Genomic DNA, 14,196 nt, shown 5'->3' with positions numbered 1-14,196 from the left:
TCCGACCGGACGGGGAGGCCGTCTGTGACAACCTCCCCGTCGCGCCGGCGCGTGCGCCGTCAGGCCGCGTCGCGCAGGGCGGCCGCGTCGACCGCGAACGCCTTGCGCAGCACGTGCACCGCCAACTCGATCGCGGCGGTCGAGGCCGCCGTCTCACGCAGCGGGTTCAGCATCATGAAGTCGTGCACGGTGCCGTTCACGCGCACGGCCGTGGTGCGCACGCCCGCCGCGGTGAGCTTGCGCGCATACGCCTCGCCCTCGTCGCGCAGCACGTCGTTCTCATCGACGATCACGAGGGTCTCGGGCAGCCCGGCCAGCTCCTCGACGGTCGCCCGCAGCGGTGACGCGGTGATCTCGGCGCGCTTGGTGACATCCGGCAGGTAGTTGTCCCAGAACCACGCCATGCTGTCGGCACGCAGGAACGGCCCCTCGGCGAACTCGCGGTAGCTGTCGGTGTCCTGCGCGGCATCCGTCACCGGGTAGTACAGCGACTGGTGCACGAACGCGACGTCGCCGCGCTGCGTGGCGAGGATCGCGACCGCGGCCGACATGTTGCCGCCGACCGAGTCGCCCGCGACCGCGAGGCGCGAGACGTCGAAGCCCTCGTCTGCACCGCGCTCGGTGATCCAGCGGGCGGTCGCGTACGCCTGCTCGATCGCGACCGGGTAGCGCGCTTCGGGCGAGCGGTCGTACTCGACGAACACGACGGCGGCGCCGACCCCGGTCGCGAGGTCGCGCACGAGCCGATCGTGGGTACCGGCGTTGCCGAGCACCCAGCCGCCGCCGTGGATGTACAGGATCGTCGGGAGCGGCTCGGTGCGAGCGGATGCTCCGGGCGGGGTGACGATGCGCACCCGCACGTCGCCCACCTCGGCGGGCACGGTGACCCAGCGCTCGTCGACGTCGGGCTTCGCGACGGGCGCGGCCTGCACATCGTCGAGCACCTTGCGGGCCTCGGCGGGGGTCAGCTGGGCGAAGAACGGCGGGGTCGCGGTGGCGTCCGCGATCGCCTGGGCGGCGGGTTCGAGCACGTGCTCGGTCATGATGGGTTCCTTCCGATCGGTGTGGTGAGCGGTTCGGGTTCACCAGACATGACCGGGTGGCATCCGGAGGTGTGACCTGCCTCCGTGGCTCAGGTGTCGCCGGCGGCGCGCTGCTCGGCCGCGCGGATGATGCCGCGCAGCACCTCGAGCGCGGCTTCGCCGCGCTCGGTGCCGAAGCCGAACAGCTCGCTGATGGCGGGGTAGATGTCTCCCGCTCGGGCCTGGAGCGCACGGCCCTCGTCGGTGAGCGAGACGTGCACCGTGCGCTCGTCGGCCTCGCTGCGCGTGCGGCGTACCAGCCCGCGCTTCTCGAGGCGCTGCAGCAGTGGCGTCATCGTGCCGTAATCGGACTGGATGCGCGTGACGAGCGACCCGACGGTCTGGTCGCCGTGCGCCCAGAGGTTCGCGAGTACGAGGTACTGCGGGTACGTGACCCCGAGTGGTTCGAGCAGTGGTCGGTACGCGGCGGTCACGGCGCGCGCAGCCGAGTACAGGTTCCAGCACACCATGTCGTCGAGGGGAACCGGCTCCGCGCTGCGTTCGTTCATGCCCTGATCCTAGCAAAATGTCTCGTGTACTATTGACTTGTATACGAGGAAGAGTACGGTGTGTCGCGTAACGGGGGACGAGGAGACGAGCGACATGCGCACGCACGAGCAGTTGAAGACCACGAGACCTGAGATCCGGATGCCGCAGCACGCGTGGCGCACGACCGCCAGGCCGCCCGGGCTCGACGAGGCGCTCGCCGTGTTCGCCGAGCACCGGCCGCGCATCTTCGGCATCGCCTACCGCATGCTCGGCAGCGTCGTCGATGCCGAGGATCTCGTGCAGGAGGTGTGGATCCGCTGGCAGCGCACCGATCGCGCGGCCGTGCGCGAGCCCGCCGCGTTCCTTGCGACGGCGGCGACCCGGCTCGCGATCAACGCCCTGCAGTCGGCCCGCGCCCGCCGCGAGGCGTACGTCGGGCCGTGGCTGCCCGAGCCCATCGACACCGACGCCAACCCCGAGGTGCTCTCGGAACGCGGCGACGACCTGGGGTTCGCGTTCCTGTTGCTGCTCGAACGGCTCTCGCCGCGCGAGCGCGCGGCCTACGTGCTGCGGGTCGCCTTCGACTACCCGTACGCGCGCATCGCCGAGATCCTCGACTCGAACGAGACGAGTGTGCGCAAGCTGGTCAGCCGGGCGAGCGCGCACCTCGAGGACGAGCGGCACCCTCCCGTCCCCACCGGCCGGCAGCGGCTGCTGCTCGAGGCGTTCCTCGACGCCGCCCGTTCGGGCGATCTCGCGAAGCTCGAATCGCTGCTCACCGAGGACGTGGTGTCGCTCTCCGACGGCGGCGGCCACGCGCAGGCCGCGCGGTTCCCGCTCATCGGTCGCGAACGGGTCGCGAAGTTCGTGCACGCCGTGTCGGAGTGGTTCTGGAACGATGTCGACCTCACGTGGGTGCAGGCGAACGGGCAGCCCGCGGTGCTGCTGTCGGCATTCGGTGCGCCCTTCGCGGTGATCGCGGTGAACGTGACGTCCGACGGCATCGACCGGGTGTTCTGGATGGTGAACGCCGAGAAGATCGGCGCGGTCGTCGACGCTGTCGGCGAGTGACGGTTCAGCCCAGCGGTTCGCGGTTCCACGACAGCAGCTTGTGCGGCGCGGTCGTCAGGTAGAGCTCCCTGATCGGCACGGATGTCTCGGAGCCCCCGCCGAGCCGCGGCCGCCCGCCGATCACCAGCACGCCGAGCACCGCGCCGTCGCGTCGGCGCAGCGCCAGCCCCGGCCCGCCGTTGACGTGCACCACCATCAGCGAGGCATCCGGTTGCTTCGCGAGCCGACCGAGCAGGATGCCGGCGATGCGCGCACGACCCTCCCACCGACCGGCGTTCTCGTCGCCGGAGTCGATCACCAGCCGCACGTCGGGGTCGAACATCGACGCGACCACGAACTGGTCGCGCCCGGTCAGGGCACGCAGCAGGCGCCCTGCGACGCCGTCAGGAGACATGGGCGTAGGCGGCGCCGAGCTTGCCGGGGTTCATCATCCAGAGCACCTGGTCGATGCCCGGTCGCCCCTCACCGGTCTCGGCCGACGCGACGAGGGTGATGACGGCGAACACGGTTCCCTCCTTCGAGAGCAGCACCGAGGGCTGGCCGTTCGACTCGGACTCGGCGATGTCGACGCCGTCCCAGAAGTGCGTGTGGAACGCGCGTACGAACTTCGCGACGGTGACGCGCCCGCGCACCGGGAACTTCGACGCGCGCACGACTCCGCCGCCGTCGGAGTACGACACGACGTCCTCGGCGAACAGCCGCTCGAGCGCGGCGAGGTCGCCGGTCTTCGCGGCGGCGACGAAGGCGGTGAGCAGTCGCCGCTGCTCGTCCTTGGAGGCCTCGCGGCGCCGCTCGCCGGCGAGGTGCTTGCGGGCCCGGCTCACGAGCTGCCGGGCGGACGCCTCGGACACCTGGATGATGTCGCAGATCTGCGCGTAGTCGTACGCGAACGCCTCGCGCAGCACGTACGCCGCGCGCTCGGTGGGCGTGAGCTTCTCGAGCATGACGAGTACGGCGAACCCGAGCGCCTCGGCGCGCTCGGCGCCGAGGGTGGGGTCGGCGCTCGTGTCGACGGGTTCGGGCAGCCACGGCCCGATGTAGGTCTCGCGGCGCACCTTCGCCGACTGCAGGTGGTTGATCGCCAGCCTGGTGATCGTCGTCGCGAGGAACGCCGGCGCGTCCAGCACCACCGACCGGTCGGTGCCCTGCCACCGCAGCCAGGTCTCCTGCACGAGGTCTTCGGCCTCGGTGGCCGTGCCCAGCATGCGGTACGCGATGCCGAACAGGCGCCGCCGAACGGCGGTGAAGACGGCGAGCGCGTCGTCGAGATTCGGATCCATACCTGCTCAGACCGGATGCTACGCCCGAATGTGACGGCGCTCCGCAATTCGTTCGCCCCGCGATTCGTTCGCCCCGCGATTCGTTCGTAGGACATCCCCGCCGATGCAGGACGTGAGCGCGCGCTCACGTCCTGCATTCCGGCGGTTGTCCTACACACCGCGGGGCGGGAGGGCGGGTGCGGCGCGGGCTACGCCGCCGCGCGCTGCGCCGCCACGGCCCGCACTGCCTCGGCGACGACGGTCGCGACCAGGTCAGGACGGGACACGCCGACGGCGTGCGAGGCGCCCTCGACCTCCTGCGCGGTGCGCGCGTTCGCCCGCTCGGCGCCCTTGCGCATCGCGGCCGGCGGGATGTTGCGGTCCTCGCCGCCCCAGATGTGCCACGACGGGATGGTCGTCCATCCGGGAGCGGTCGCCTGCACCGGGTCGGTGAGGGCGGCCTGGGTCACGGGGCGCTGGGTGGCGCCCATGAGGCCCGCGGTCTTCGCGTCGACGTCGGCGGCGAACTGCTCGTGGAACTTCGCCCGCTGGATGGTGAGCTCGACGCCGCCGTCGGACAGCTGCCGCGGCTCGATCGCGTCGCCGAGCGTCGAACCGGGCTCGCTCGCGCTCAGCGTGAACGCGGTGTCGCCGGTCTGCGGGGTGAACGCGCCGACGTAGACGAGGCCGGCAACCTGCTCGTTGCCGGCGGACGCCTCGCTGATCACGAGGCCGCCGTACGAGTGGCCGACGAGCACGACGGGCCCGTCGATCGACGCGATGACGTCGCGCGTGTACTGCGCGTCGCCGGCGAGGCTGCGCAGCGGCACCGCGACCGCGGTCGAGGTGATGCCGTCGGCGTAGAGGCGCTCGATGACGCCGTTCCAGCTGGCGGACTCGGCGAAGGCGCCGTGCACGAGCACGACGTGGGGCTGCTTGTTCGACATGTCGGTGTTCCCTTCCGAACGGTTTCCCCCGGGCGGTCGCGCGGAGGCGGTGTCGTCAGCTTCGACCGCGTGCATGGCCGGGATGTGACATCCGATCGTGCCGTTAGGCTGCCGTGCGTGTCTCATGCGACCGATCCGATCCCCGTCTACCTCGACTGCGATACGGGCATCGACGATGCCGTCGCGCTCGCCTACCTGATCGCGCACCCGGGCGTGCGGCTGGTGGGCATCGGCACGGTCTCGGGCAACACGACGGCTGAGCAGGCCGCGCGCAACACGCTCGGGCTGCTGGCGGCTGCGGGCGTCGACGAGGTGCCGGTCGCGATCGGTGCGCACGACTTCCTGCAGCGACGGTTCGGCAGCGTCGCGGCCGACGTGCACGGCGGCGACGGGGTCGGCGGGGTCGCCGATTCGCTGCCGGCGCCGCGCCGCGAGGTCGAGCCGGGCGGCGCCGTCGACCTGCTGCTGCGGCTCAGCCGCGAACACGCAGGCGCGCTGCGGGTGCTCGCCGTCGGCCCGCTCACGAACCTCGCGCTCGCGCTGCGTGCTGATGCGGAGCTGCCGGGCAGGGTGCACTCGGTCACGGTGATGGGCGGTGCGGTGGATGCCCCGGGCAACGTGTCGCTCGTCGCCGAGGCGAACTTCCGCAACGATCCGGCGGCTGCGGCCGAGGCGCTCGTCGCCCCCTGGCCGGTGACGCTCGTGCCGCTCGACGTCACGATGTCGCACACCCTGGACGAGGCCCGACGGCAGGCGTTGCTGCACCACAGCGGCACCGTGCCGCGACTGCTCGGCGAGATGCTCGACATCTATCTCGGCTTCTATGTCGAGGTGTACGGCGATCGTCGCTGCGCGCTGCACGATCCGCTCGCCGCCGCGGTGGCCTCGGGCGATATCGGCACGGCCGAGGTGCGTCACGGCGTGTTCGACGTCGTGCGTGACGACGGCCCCGATCACGGCCGGGTGATCGAGCTCGAGGACGACGGCTCGGCCGGGCGCGCGGGCGCGGTCATGTCGACGGATGCCCCGGTCGCCGAGCTCGTGGTCGGCAGGATCCTCGCGCACGACTGGCCGAGTGACCCCGTGCGGTGACTCCGCGCAAGCCCTGTCGGCGGATCGGCGCGCAGCGCTAGCCTGACCGCAACGGCCGACGGCGCGACCGCGCGGATCCCGTCGGCCGCGCGACGCGGGAGGGGCGAGCACATGCAGATCACCGACAACGGACCCGAGCCGAACGTCTTCGACATCGAGACGGCGACCGAGCAGAACGACACGTACCGCACCGTCGCGTGGAGCGGCAAGTACCTGCAGGTCACGTTGATGTCGATTCCGGTGGGCGAGTCGATCGGGCTCGAGGCGCATCCCGAGACCGACCAGTTCGTGCGCATCGAGCAGGGGCAGGGGCGGGCGAAGCTGGGTCCGTCGAAGGACGACCTGTCCTTGCAGCAGGATGTCTCGGGCGGCTGGAGCGTGCAGGTTCCCGCCGGCACGTGGCACGACGTCGTGAACACGGGCGACGAGCCGCTGCGGCTCTATGTCGTGTACGCACCCGTGCATCACGCGGCCGGCCAGGTGCAGCAGACCGCCGACGAGGCCGAGCACGACGAGGAGACCGGCCAGGACGAGCCGCCCGAATGGGCCGTCGAGCCCGAGGGCGGCCAGCCCGACGAGACGGCGTAGCGGGCGAGCAGGCCCGGCCGGCGGCTCACCGCGGCGCGAGGCCGGCGAGGCGGTTCACCGCGGCGCGAGGCCGGCGAGCAGGAGGTCGGCGAGGGAGTCGAGGTGCTCGACCTTCGGCGGCCGGTAGGCGAGCGCGGTGTAGAGCACGGCGCCCTGGATCGCGTCGGCCGCCGCCTCGAGGTCGGCGTCGGCGCGCACCTCGCAGCGCGCGACCGCCGTGCGCAGCAGGTCGATGAGGTCGGTGCGGCCCTGTTCGGTGAACGCGCGGTAGAGGCGGATCGCCCCGGCGTCGGTCTCGGCGGCCGCGGCGGCGAGGGCGCGCACGATCGTGAGGTTCGTGGCATCCGACAGCCCGACGGCCGCCGCGTGCAGCCAGGCGCGCAGGTCGGCGGGTGCCGTGGCATCCGCTCCGCCCGCCATGTCGGACGGAACCGGCGAGAGCAGCCCGGCCATGACCGCCTCGGCGACGATGCCGGCCTTCGACGGCCAGCGCCGGTAGACGGTCTGGCGGCCGACGCCCGCGCGCTCGGCGATCGCCTGCATCGTGAGCTGCTCGTAGCCGTCGGCGATGAGCAGGTCGCGGGCCGCCTCGAGGATGGCCCGGTCGGCCTCGGCGCTGCGCGGCCGGCCCCGTCGGCGCTGCTCGTCGTCCACGCGTCGATTGTAGGTCGCGCGCGGATGAATTACGATACAGAATGTCTCGGAAATGACCTGGAGGTCGGAACATGGCGCAGGACGTCGTCGTCATCATCGGTGTGGGCGGAATGGGCCTCGCGATCGCCCGCCGCACGGGAAGCGGGCGCCGCGTGGTGCTCGCCGACTTCAACGAGGCCACGCTCGAGGCGGCAGCGAGCCAACTCCGCGGCGAGGGCCACGACGTGCTCACCCGGCGCGTCGACGTGAGCGACCGCACCTCGGTCGCCGAGCTCGCCGACGCGGCCGCCACGGCGGGCCGGGTCACGCACGTCGCGCACACGGCCGGGCTGTCGCCCGTGCAGGCGCCGACCGACGCGATCCTGCACGTCGACCTGCTCGGGGTCGCGTACGCGCTCGACGAGTTCGCCCGGGTCATCGCGCCGGGCGGTGCCGGCGTGGTGATCGCCAGCATGGCCGGCCACTTCGCGATCGGCACCCTGCCGGCCGAGGCCGAGCAGGCGCTCGCCGCGACGCCGACCGACGAACTGCTCGGCCTGCCGTTCCTCGCCCAGCTGCCGAACCCCGGCGCCGCCTACAGCATCGCCAAACGCGCCAACCACCTGCGCGTACGTGCGGCCGCCTCAGGGGCGTGGGCCGCGGCGGGCGCACGCGTCAACTCGATCAGCCCCGGCGTGATCTCGACACCGATGGGCCAGGAGGAGCTCGCGGGCGAGTCGGGCGCGCAGATGCGCGGCATGATCCAGGCGTCGGCGACGAAGCGACTCGGAACCCCCGACGACATCGCGGCGGCCGCCGCGTTCCTGCTCGATCCGCAGCAGGCGAGCTTCATCACCGGCACCGATCTGCTCGTCGACGGCGGCGCCGTCGCGGGTGTTCGCGCCTCGGGCATGCTCGGCTGACATGGCGGCCCGATTCGACAGCTCGCTGCTGCATCCCGAACTGCGCACGAAGTTCGCGCGGTCGAACAACCCGCCCGTCGTGCACCGCTGGCAGCGTGCGCTGCTGCGCGGCGGCATGCGCCTGATGCCCGGCGCGAAACCCGCGCGCGGTGTGACGGTCGAGCGGGTGGCGATCCCGGGCGGGCAGGTCGCCAATGTGTTCACCCCGTCGGGCTTCGGTGCGGATGCCCCGGGGCCGGCGCTGCTCTGGATCCACGGCGGCGGGCTCGTGATCGGCTCGATGGCGCAGGACGACGCGCGCTGCCTCGACGTCGCCGCCGAACTCGGCATCGTCGTGGTGTCGGTCGAGTACCGGCTCGCACCCGAGCATCCCTACCCGGCACCCCTCGACGACTGCGATGCCGCGTGGGCGTGGCTGCACTCGGTCGCCGCAGCACGGCGCATCGACTCGTCGCGCGTCGCGATCGGCGGGCAGAGCGCGGGCGGCGGGCTCGCGGCCGCACTCGTGCAGCGCATCCACGACCGCGGCGGCGTGCAGCCCGTGGCGCAGTGGCTGTTCTGCCCGATGCTCGACGACCGCACCGCCGCCGACCGCTCGCTCGATGCGGTCGGGCACTTCATCTGGAACAACCGGTCGAACCGGGCCGGCTGGGGCGCCTACCTCGGCTCGGCGATGGGCGGGGCGGACGTCCCCGCCGAGGCCGCACCGGCGCGGCGCACCGACCTGACCGGCCTGCCCCCGGCGTGGATCGGTGCGGGCGACATCGAGCTGTTCTTCGCGGAGGACCGCGACTACGCCGAGCGGCTCGCGGCGGCCGGGGTCGAGGTCGAGTGGGCCGTCGTGCCAGGCGCCCCGCACGGGTTCGAGTCGATGGCCGGCGACACCGCGGTCGCGCGCACCTACGTCGCGGGCGCGCGGCGCTGGCTCGCCTCGCAGCTCGGGAGCTGAGCGGCGCCGCGGGGCCGAACCCTGTCAACCCGTTCCGCACGCGGTGCGGCGTCGTTACGCTGACAACGACGAGGTGCCGCGGGGGTCGCGGCCGGGATGGAGGGGGTGCCATGTCGATCAGCGATGACGACATCACGAACGAGCCGGGCGACGGCGGCGAGGGCGTGGCCGACGGCGGGGCGAACCCGCAGGGCCACGACGGCGGTGCCGACGGCTCGGCGGCAGCGGGTGAGGGCACGGCCGACGGCGGTGCGAACCCGGGCGGTCACGACGGCGGCGCCGACGGCTCGGCCGGAGCCGGTGAGGGAACCGCCGACGGGGGAGCGAACCCGGGCGGCCACGACGGCGGCGCCGACGGCTCGGCCTGATGGCGGGTGAGCTGCGCGGGCCGGGCGACCGGCCCGCGCTCTCGCGCTGCATCAGCGTGGCATCCGACCGGTTCGCGACCGAGTTCTGGTCGCGCGACGCGCTGCACTCACGGGCCGACGAACTCGCCGGGCCCGACGGGTTCGCCGACCTGTTCTCGGCCGACGCGGTCGACGAACTCGTCACCCGCCGCGGGGTGCGCACCCCGTTCATGCGCATGGCGAAGGAGGGCGAGGTGCTGCCGGCCTCGGCGTACACGGCGTCGGGCGGGTTCGGGGCCGAGGTGGGCGACCAGGTCGCGAGCGACCGGGTGTTCGCGCGGTTCGCCGATGGTGCGACGATCGTGCTGCAGGGACTGCACCGGCTCTGGCCGCCGCTCATCGAGTTCACCCGGCAGCTCGTCGACGACCTGGGGCATCCGGTGCAGGTGAACGCGTACGTCACCCCGCCGGGTTCGCAGGGGTTCGACCCGCACTATGACACCCACGACGTGTTCGTGCTGCAGATCGCGGGTGAGAAGCACTGGCGGATCCACCGGCCGGTGCACGTCGACCCGCTCGCCTCGCAGCCGTGGAGCGGCCATCGCGAGGCGGTCGCGCGTGCGGCGCTCGAGGAGCCGGTGATCGACGCCGTGTTCCGGCCCGGCGACGCGCTGTACCTGCCGCGCGGCTGGATCCACTCGGCCGTCGCCGGCGGCGACGAGACGAGCGTGCACCTCACGATCGGCGTTTCGGCGTACACGCACGCCGACGTGGTGCAGGCGCTCGTGGCGCGGGTCGGCGATAGCGAGCGGTTGCGTGCGTCGCTGCCGCTCGGCGTCGACTTCGACGATGCCGAGCAGATGGCCGGCATCGTGCGCGACACGGTCGACGCGCTCGTCGAACTCGTGCAGCGACCGGATGCCTCGGCCACGGCGTCGGCACTCGCGCAGCGGTTCGACCGCGACATCCGCCCCGAACCCCTCGCCCCGCTCGCGACGCTCGCCGCGCTCGCGACGCTCGACGCGACCGCCGTGGTTCGTCTTCGCGACGCGCTGCGCGTCCGCATGGAGTCGCAGGATGACCGGGTGCGGCTCGTGACCCGTGAGACCGCGCTCTCGCTGCCCATCGAGGCCGAGCCCGCGGTGCGTCGCATCGTCGCGGGCGAGCCGGTGCGGGTCGGCGACCTGCCCGGTCTCGACGCCGAGAGCGCGGTGGTCGTGGCGCGTCGTCTCGTGCGCGAGCGCATCGCGGTGATCGAGACGTCCGAGTAGGCCGTGACCCTCGACGCCGAGCACTGGGCGCCCTGCAGCGACCGGGCCCGCGAGCGCGGCGACCCGCTCGCGGGCACCGCGCCGCGGGGCATCCGGTGGTTCCTGCTCGAGGTGGCGACGAGCTGGGGGCCGAATGCGCTGCTCGACGCGCCGTTCGACCGTGCGATCGGGCGCGCCCTGGTGCGCCGTGTCGAGGCGGCCGGGATGCGGATCCTCGCGATCCGCCGCACCGGGCGGCGCGCGCCGCCGCCCGTGCAGCGATGGGCGATCGTCGACTCCCGCCCCGGACTCGAGTCGATCGTCTGGGGCGAGACGGCGGATGTCTCGGGGCTGCTCGACGTGCCGCTCGACGGATCGACGGGCACACCCTCTGAAGAGCCGATCTACGCGGTCTGCGCGCACGGCCGGCACGACCGCTGCTGCGCGGTGCGCGGGCGCCGGGTCGCGACGGCACTCGCCGCCGCCCGACCCGAGCAGACCTGGGAGTGCTCGCACCTCGGCGGCGATCGGTTCGCCGGCACGATGGTCGTGTTCCCGCACGGGCTGTACTACGGGTACGCCGACGACTCTCCCGACGACGGCGAGCCGACGCCGCTGCGCATCGCCGACGCGTTCGAGGAAGGTCGCGTCGTGCCCGAGCATCTGCGCGGACGCAGCTCGCTGACCCATGCCGTGCAGGCGGCGCAGCACTACGCACGCCGGGAGTTCGGCGACGATCGCATCGCGGCGTACCCGCCGCTCGACGAGGCGGTCACCGACGACGGCTGGCGGGTGCGGCTCGGGCTCGGCAACGGGGGTGCCGTCGTGGTCGACCTCGTCGACGAGCCGTCGCCCCCGCTGCTGTCGACGTGCGCCGCGACCCGGCTCGTGCGGGTGCGGCAGTACGCGCTCCACGCCCTGCGCGTGGAGCCCGCCCCGCTGGTCGAGTAGGGAGCGAAGGGCGGCTCAGCCCGCGAAGCGCCGCGGGTCGAGGAACCCCGCCTCGGTGAACGGCTCCTCGCCGGCCACCGCTTGCGCCACGAGCTCGCCGAGCGCCGACGCGTGCTTGAACGAGTGCCCCGAGCACCCTCCGCCGACGAACACGCGCGGATGCGCGGTCGGTCCGACGACGAACTGCCCATCGGGCGTGTGCATCATGATGCAGGTCGTCGCGCCCGACGGCTCGGGCTCGAGGTCGGGGAAGGTCGCGGCGACGAGCGCAGCGATCTCATCGGTCTCGCCCGGGTGCACGACCCGGTCGATCGCGTCGGGGTCGTCGCTCGCGAACGGCCCGTCGAATTCGGGGCCCACCTTCGCGTCGAAGCTCGCGAACTCCGACGAGCCGGATGCGTCGGATGCCCCGTGGCCCCAGATCCACGTGTCGTGTCCGGGCACGCTGCGGATGAACACCGGCAGTACCCCGAGATCGGCGCGGTGCCCCGCGCGAGCGCGGAACCACGTCATGACGACCCGGTGCGGCGTCAGCGGCATGTCGGGCACGAACCGGCCGATCCACGGTCCCGCCGTCACGGCGACCTGCCGCACGCGCAGGCCCGCGGCATCCGGATCGTCGACCGTGACCGTCACCCCCTCGTCGTCGGGCTCGATCGCGACCACGCGCACGCCCGTGCGGATGCGCGCGCCCGCCGCGCGCGCCGCATCGACGGCGGCGACGATCGCCGCCTCGGGGCGCAGGATGCCGGCTTCGGGGTCCCACACGCCGACGTCGCCCGCGTCGATCCGCGCGTTCGCGGGCGACCGGCGCGCGATGCCCTCGGCGTTGAGCCGCTCGACGGGCAGGTGGTGCGCCGCGGCGGCGGCAAGGGTGCCGGTGATCAGGTGCGAGTCGGGCGGGCCGATCATGATGCCGCCGGTCTCGAGGAACAGCGGAACCCGAGCGGATGCCTCGAGCTCGCGCCACAGGTCGCGCGCCCGCCGCGCGATCGGAGTGAGGCCCGGGTGCTCGAGGCACGCGACGCGGAACAACCGGGTCTGCCCCGTCGACCCGCCCCACGGGTGCCCCGGCTCGAACTGCTCGAACCCGATCACGTCGAGCCCGCGCGCGGCGAGCCGCCACGCGGCGCTCGACCCGACCGCGCCGAGCCCGATCACGGCGACGTCGGCGTCGAACCCGTCGGCACGGGGCATCCGCTCGACCGTTCTACCCGGCGAGCACCGCCGCGAGGCTCTCGCGCACGATCGCGAGACCCCGGCGCAGCTCATCGTCGGTGATCGTGAGGGCCGGCAGGAACTTCAGCACCTCGTCGAACGCGCCCGAGGTCTCGATGACGAGGCCGCGCGTGAACGCCTCCTTCGAGACGCGGCTCGCGAGCGTGCGGTCGCCGTCGCAGACCAGGCCCTGGAAGAGGCCCCGCCCGCGCACTGTGAAGCCCTGCTCGGGGTGCTCGGCGGCGATCTGCTCGAGCTCGCCGCGCAGCAGGGCCGACTTCGCGGCGACCTGCCGCATGAACGCGTCGTCGGCCCAGTAGGTCTCGAGCGCGACGCGCGCCGACACGAACGCGAGGTTGTTGCCGCGGAACGTGCCGGTGTGCTGGCCCGGCTTCCACACGTCGACCTCGGGGCGCAGCAGCAGCAGCGACATCGGCAGGCCCGAACCCGAGATCGACTTCGAGACGGTGACCAGGTCGGGCACGATGCCCGACTCCTCGAACGCGAAGAACGCGCCCGTGCGGCCGACGCCGGCCTGGATCTCGTCGAGGATGAGCAGAATGCCCCGCTCCTCGGTGATGCGGCGCAGGCGCTGCAGCCACGACGCGCTCGCGACGTTGATGCCGCCCTCGCCCTGCACCGCCTCGACGATGACGGCCGCGGGCAGGTCGAGGCCCGAGCCTGCGTCGTCGAGCATCTTCTCGAACAGGTCGAGGGTGTCGACGTCGGGGCCGAGGTAGCCGTCGTAGGGCAGACGGGCGACGTCGTCGAGGCCGACGCCGGCCGCGCCCCGGTAGTGGCTGTTGCCGGTCGCGGCGAGCGAGCCGAGGCTGAGGCCGTGGAACGCGTTCGTGAACGCGACGACGGTCGCCCGGCCGGTCGCGGTGCGCGCGATCTTCAGCGCCGCCTCGACCGCGTTCGCGCCGGTCGGCCCGGTGAACTGCAGCTTGTGGGCGAGGCCGCGGGGTTCGAGGATGAACCGCTCGAAGGCCTCGATGAACGCCTTCTTGGCCGAGGTGGCCATGTCGAGCCCGTGGATGATGCCGCCCCGCTCGAGGTACTCGACGAGCGCGGCCGTGAACGCCGGGTTGTTGTGTCCGTAGTTGAGCACGCCCGCCCCGGCGAAGAAGTCGAGGTACTCGCGCCCGTCGGCGTCGACGAGGGTCGACCCGGTGGCGCGGTCGAACACGGTCGGGAAGGCGCGGACGTACCCGCGCACCTCGGACTCGCGACGGTTGAAGACGTCGAGGCTGGTGGCGCTCGCGGTGGCGGCGGCGGTTTCGCTGCTCATGGCAGACGGACTCCTCTCGAGAGGCGACGGTGGCGGTGCATCCGACCCTAGTTGCTCTGCGTGAGTGCGAGGTGTGACGGATGCGGCGGAATCGGCGAGAATAGCG

Annotated in this window: 16 protein-coding genes; 8 read left to right on the top strand and 8 right to left on the bottom strand. The window is 72.9% G+C overall.

Going from position 1 to position 14,196, the window contains the following annotated elements; all coding sequences use genetic code 11:
* Positions 1-59: 59 nt before the first annotated feature.
* Both FLP10_RS05000 and FLP10_RS04995 read right to left on the bottom strand, forming a co-directional pair.
* Positions 60-1,043, bottom strand: coding sequence for an alpha/beta hydrolase (locus FLP10_RS05000; RefSeq protein WP_149159873.1), 984 nt, complete (start codon positions 1,041-1,043; stop codon positions 60-62).
* Positions 1,044-1,132: 89 nt separating this feature from the next.
* Positions 1,133-1,591: a MarR family winged helix-turn-helix transcriptional regulator gene (locus tag FLP10_RS04995; protein WP_149159872.1), complete on the bottom strand. Its 459-nt coding sequence runs from the start codon at positions 1,589-1,591 to the stop codon at positions 1,133-1,135.
* A gap of 94 nt (positions 1,592-1,685) precedes the next feature.
* Here FLP10_RS04995 and FLP10_RS04990 point away from each other — a divergent pair, with 94 nt between their 5' ends.
* Entirely contained in the window at positions 1,686-2,642 is a 957-nt protein-coding gene (locus FLP10_RS04990; protein WP_246150205.1) for an RNA polymerase sigma-70 factor, read from the top strand.
* Between the two features lie 4 nt (positions 2,643-2,646).
* Here the strand turns inward: FLP10_RS04990 and FLP10_RS04985 are convergent, their stop codons facing one another.
* The 3 genes from FLP10_RS04985 to FLP10_RS04975 form a co-directional block, all read right to left on the bottom strand.
* Positions 2,647-3,036, bottom strand: a complete 390-nt coding sequence (locus FLP10_RS04985; protein WP_149159871.1) for a sigma-70 family RNA polymerase sigma factor family protein — start codon at positions 3,034-3,036, stop codon at positions 2,647-2,649.
* Positions 3,026-3,922 (bottom strand): sigma-70 family RNA polymerase sigma factor, encoded by an 897-nt coding sequence (locus tag FLP10_RS04980; RefSeq protein ID WP_149159870.1) that lies wholly within the window; start codon positions 3,920-3,922, stop codon positions 3,026-3,028. The genes FLP10_RS04985 and FLP10_RS04980 overlap by 11 nt, the downstream gene beginning before the upstream one ends.
* A gap of 188 nt (positions 3,923-4,110) precedes the next feature.
* A complete protein-coding gene (locus tag FLP10_RS04975) occupies positions 4,111-4,848 on the bottom strand; it encodes an alpha/beta fold hydrolase (RefSeq protein WP_149159869.1) in 738 nt (245 codons plus the stop codon).
* A 117-nt stretch (positions 4,849-4,965) separates the two neighbouring features.
* Here FLP10_RS04975 and FLP10_RS04970 point away from each other — a divergent pair, with 117 nt between their 5' ends.
* Entirely contained in the window at positions 4,966-5,940 is a 975-nt protein-coding gene (locus FLP10_RS04970) for a nucleoside hydrolase (RefSeq protein WP_210418477.1), read from the top strand.
* Between the two features lie 111 nt (positions 5,941-6,051).
* Positions 6,052-6,528: a cupin domain-containing protein gene (locus FLP10_RS04965; protein ID WP_149159868.1), complete on the top strand. Its 477-nt coding sequence runs from the start codon at positions 6,052-6,054 to the stop codon at positions 6,526-6,528.
* A 54-nt stretch (positions 6,529-6,582) separates the two neighbouring features.
* Here the strand turns inward: FLP10_RS04965 and FLP10_RS04960 are convergent, their stop codons facing one another.
* Positions 6,583-7,182, bottom strand: coding sequence for a TetR/AcrR family transcriptional regulator (locus tag FLP10_RS04960; protein WP_149159867.1), 600 nt, complete (start codon positions 7,180-7,182; stop codon positions 6,583-6,585).
* Positions 7,183-7,253: 71 nt separating this feature from the next.
* Between FLP10_RS04960 and FLP10_RS04955 the strand changes: the two genes are divergently transcribed.
* From FLP10_RS04955 to FLP10_RS04935, 5 genes are all read left to right on the top strand, one after another.
* Positions 7,254-8,084, top strand: coding sequence for an SDR family oxidoreductase (locus FLP10_RS04955; protein ID WP_149159866.1), 831 nt, complete (start codon positions 7,254-7,256; stop codon positions 8,082-8,084).
* 1 nt (position 8,085) lies between these two features.
* Positions 8,086-9,033, top strand: coding sequence for an alpha/beta hydrolase (locus FLP10_RS04950; RefSeq protein WP_149159865.1), 948 nt, complete (start codon positions 8,086-8,088; stop codon positions 9,031-9,033).
* Between the two features lie 110 nt (positions 9,034-9,143).
* Positions 9,144-9,401: a BatC protein gene (locus tag FLP10_RS04945; protein WP_149159864.1), complete on the top strand. Its 258-nt coding sequence runs from the start codon at positions 9,144-9,146 to the stop codon at positions 9,399-9,401.
* Positions 9,401-10,651: a cupin domain-containing protein gene (locus tag FLP10_RS04940; RefSeq protein ID WP_149159863.1), complete on the top strand. Its 1,251-nt coding sequence runs from the start codon at positions 9,401-9,403 to the stop codon at positions 10,649-10,651. Before FLP10_RS04945 ends, FLP10_RS04940 begins: the two co-directional genes overlap by 1 nt.
* A 3-nt stretch (positions 10,652-10,654) precedes the next feature.
* Positions 10,655-11,581, top strand: coding sequence for a ferredoxin family protein (locus FLP10_RS04935; protein ID WP_149159862.1), 927 nt, complete (start codon positions 10,655-10,657; stop codon positions 11,579-11,581).
* Between the two features lie 15 nt (positions 11,582-11,596).
* On the opposite strand, the gene solA is transcribed toward FLP10_RS04935, so the two are convergent.
* Positions 11,597-12,778 carry an N-methyl-L-tryptophan oxidase gene (solA, locus tag FLP10_RS04930; protein WP_168209105.1) on the bottom strand — a complete coding sequence of 394 codons (1,182 nt, stop codon included), beginning with the start codon at positions 12,776-12,778 and terminating at the stop codon, positions 11,597-11,599.
* Between the two features lie 13 nt (positions 12,779-12,791).
* Positions 12,792-14,090, bottom strand: coding sequence for a diaminobutyrate--2-oxoglutarate transaminase (gene ectB / locus FLP10_RS04925; protein WP_149159860.1), 1,299 nt, complete (start codon positions 14,088-14,090; stop codon positions 12,792-12,794).
* Positions 14,091-14,196: the final 106 nt, after the last annotated feature.

This window comes from Agromyces intestinalis (assembly GCF_008365295.1).
GTDB classification, from domain to species: domain Bacteria; phylum Actinomycetota; class Actinomycetes; order Actinomycetales; family Microbacteriaceae; genus Agromyces; species Agromyces intestinalis.
This window is presented reverse-complemented; position numbering and strand designations above follow the sequence as displayed.

Bases quoted from the DNA above. Each gene is read 5' to 3' on its own strand.
- FLP10_RS05000 (WP_149159873.1), bottom strand. From the start codon at position 1,043: ATGACCGAGCACGTGCTCGAACCCGCCGCCCAGGCGATCGCGGACGCC.
- FLP10_RS04995 (WP_149159872.1), bottom strand. From the start codon at position 1,591: ATGAACGAACGCAGCGCGGAGCCGGTTCCCCTCGACGACATGGTGTGC.
- FLP10_RS04990 (WP_246150205.1), top strand. From the start codon at position 1,686: ATGCGCACGCACGAGCAGTTGAAGACCACGAGACCTGAGATCCGGATG.
- FLP10_RS04985 (WP_149159871.1), bottom strand. From the start codon at position 3,036: ATGTCTCCTGACGGCGTCGCAGGGCGCCTGCTGCGTGCCCTGACCGGG.
- FLP10_RS04980 (WP_149159870.1), bottom strand. From the start codon at position 3,922: ATGGATCCGAATCTCGACGACGCGCTCGCCGTCTTCACCGCCGTTCGG.
- FLP10_RS04975 (WP_149159869.1), bottom strand. From the start codon at position 4,848: ATGTCGAACAAGCAGCCCCACGTCGTGCTCGTGCACGGCGCCTTCGCC.
- FLP10_RS04965 (WP_149159868.1), top strand. From the start codon at position 6,052: ATGCAGATCACCGACAACGGACCCGAGCCGAACGTCTTCGACATCGAG.
- FLP10_RS04955 (WP_149159866.1), top strand. From the start codon at position 7,254: ATGGCGCAGGACGTCGTCGTCATCATCGGTGTGGGCGGAATGGGCCTC.
- FLP10_RS04950 (WP_149159865.1), top strand. From the start codon at position 8,086: ATGGCGGCCCGATTCGACAGCTCGCTGCTGCATCCCGAACTGCGCACG.
- FLP10_RS04945 (WP_149159864.1), top strand. From the start codon at position 9,144: ATGTCGATCAGCGATGACGACATCACGAACGAGCCGGGCGACGGCGGC.
- FLP10_RS04940 (WP_149159863.1), top strand. From the start codon at position 9,401: ATGGCGGGTGAGCTGCGCGGGCCGGGCGACCGGCCCGCGCTCTCGCGC.
- solA (WP_168209105.1), bottom strand. From the start codon at position 12,778: ATGCCCCGTGCCGACGGGTTCGACGCCGACGTCGCCGTGATCGGGCTC.
- ectB (WP_149159860.1), bottom strand. From the start codon at position 14,090: ATGAGCAGCGAAACCGCCGCCGCCACCGCGAGCGCCACCAGCCTCGAC.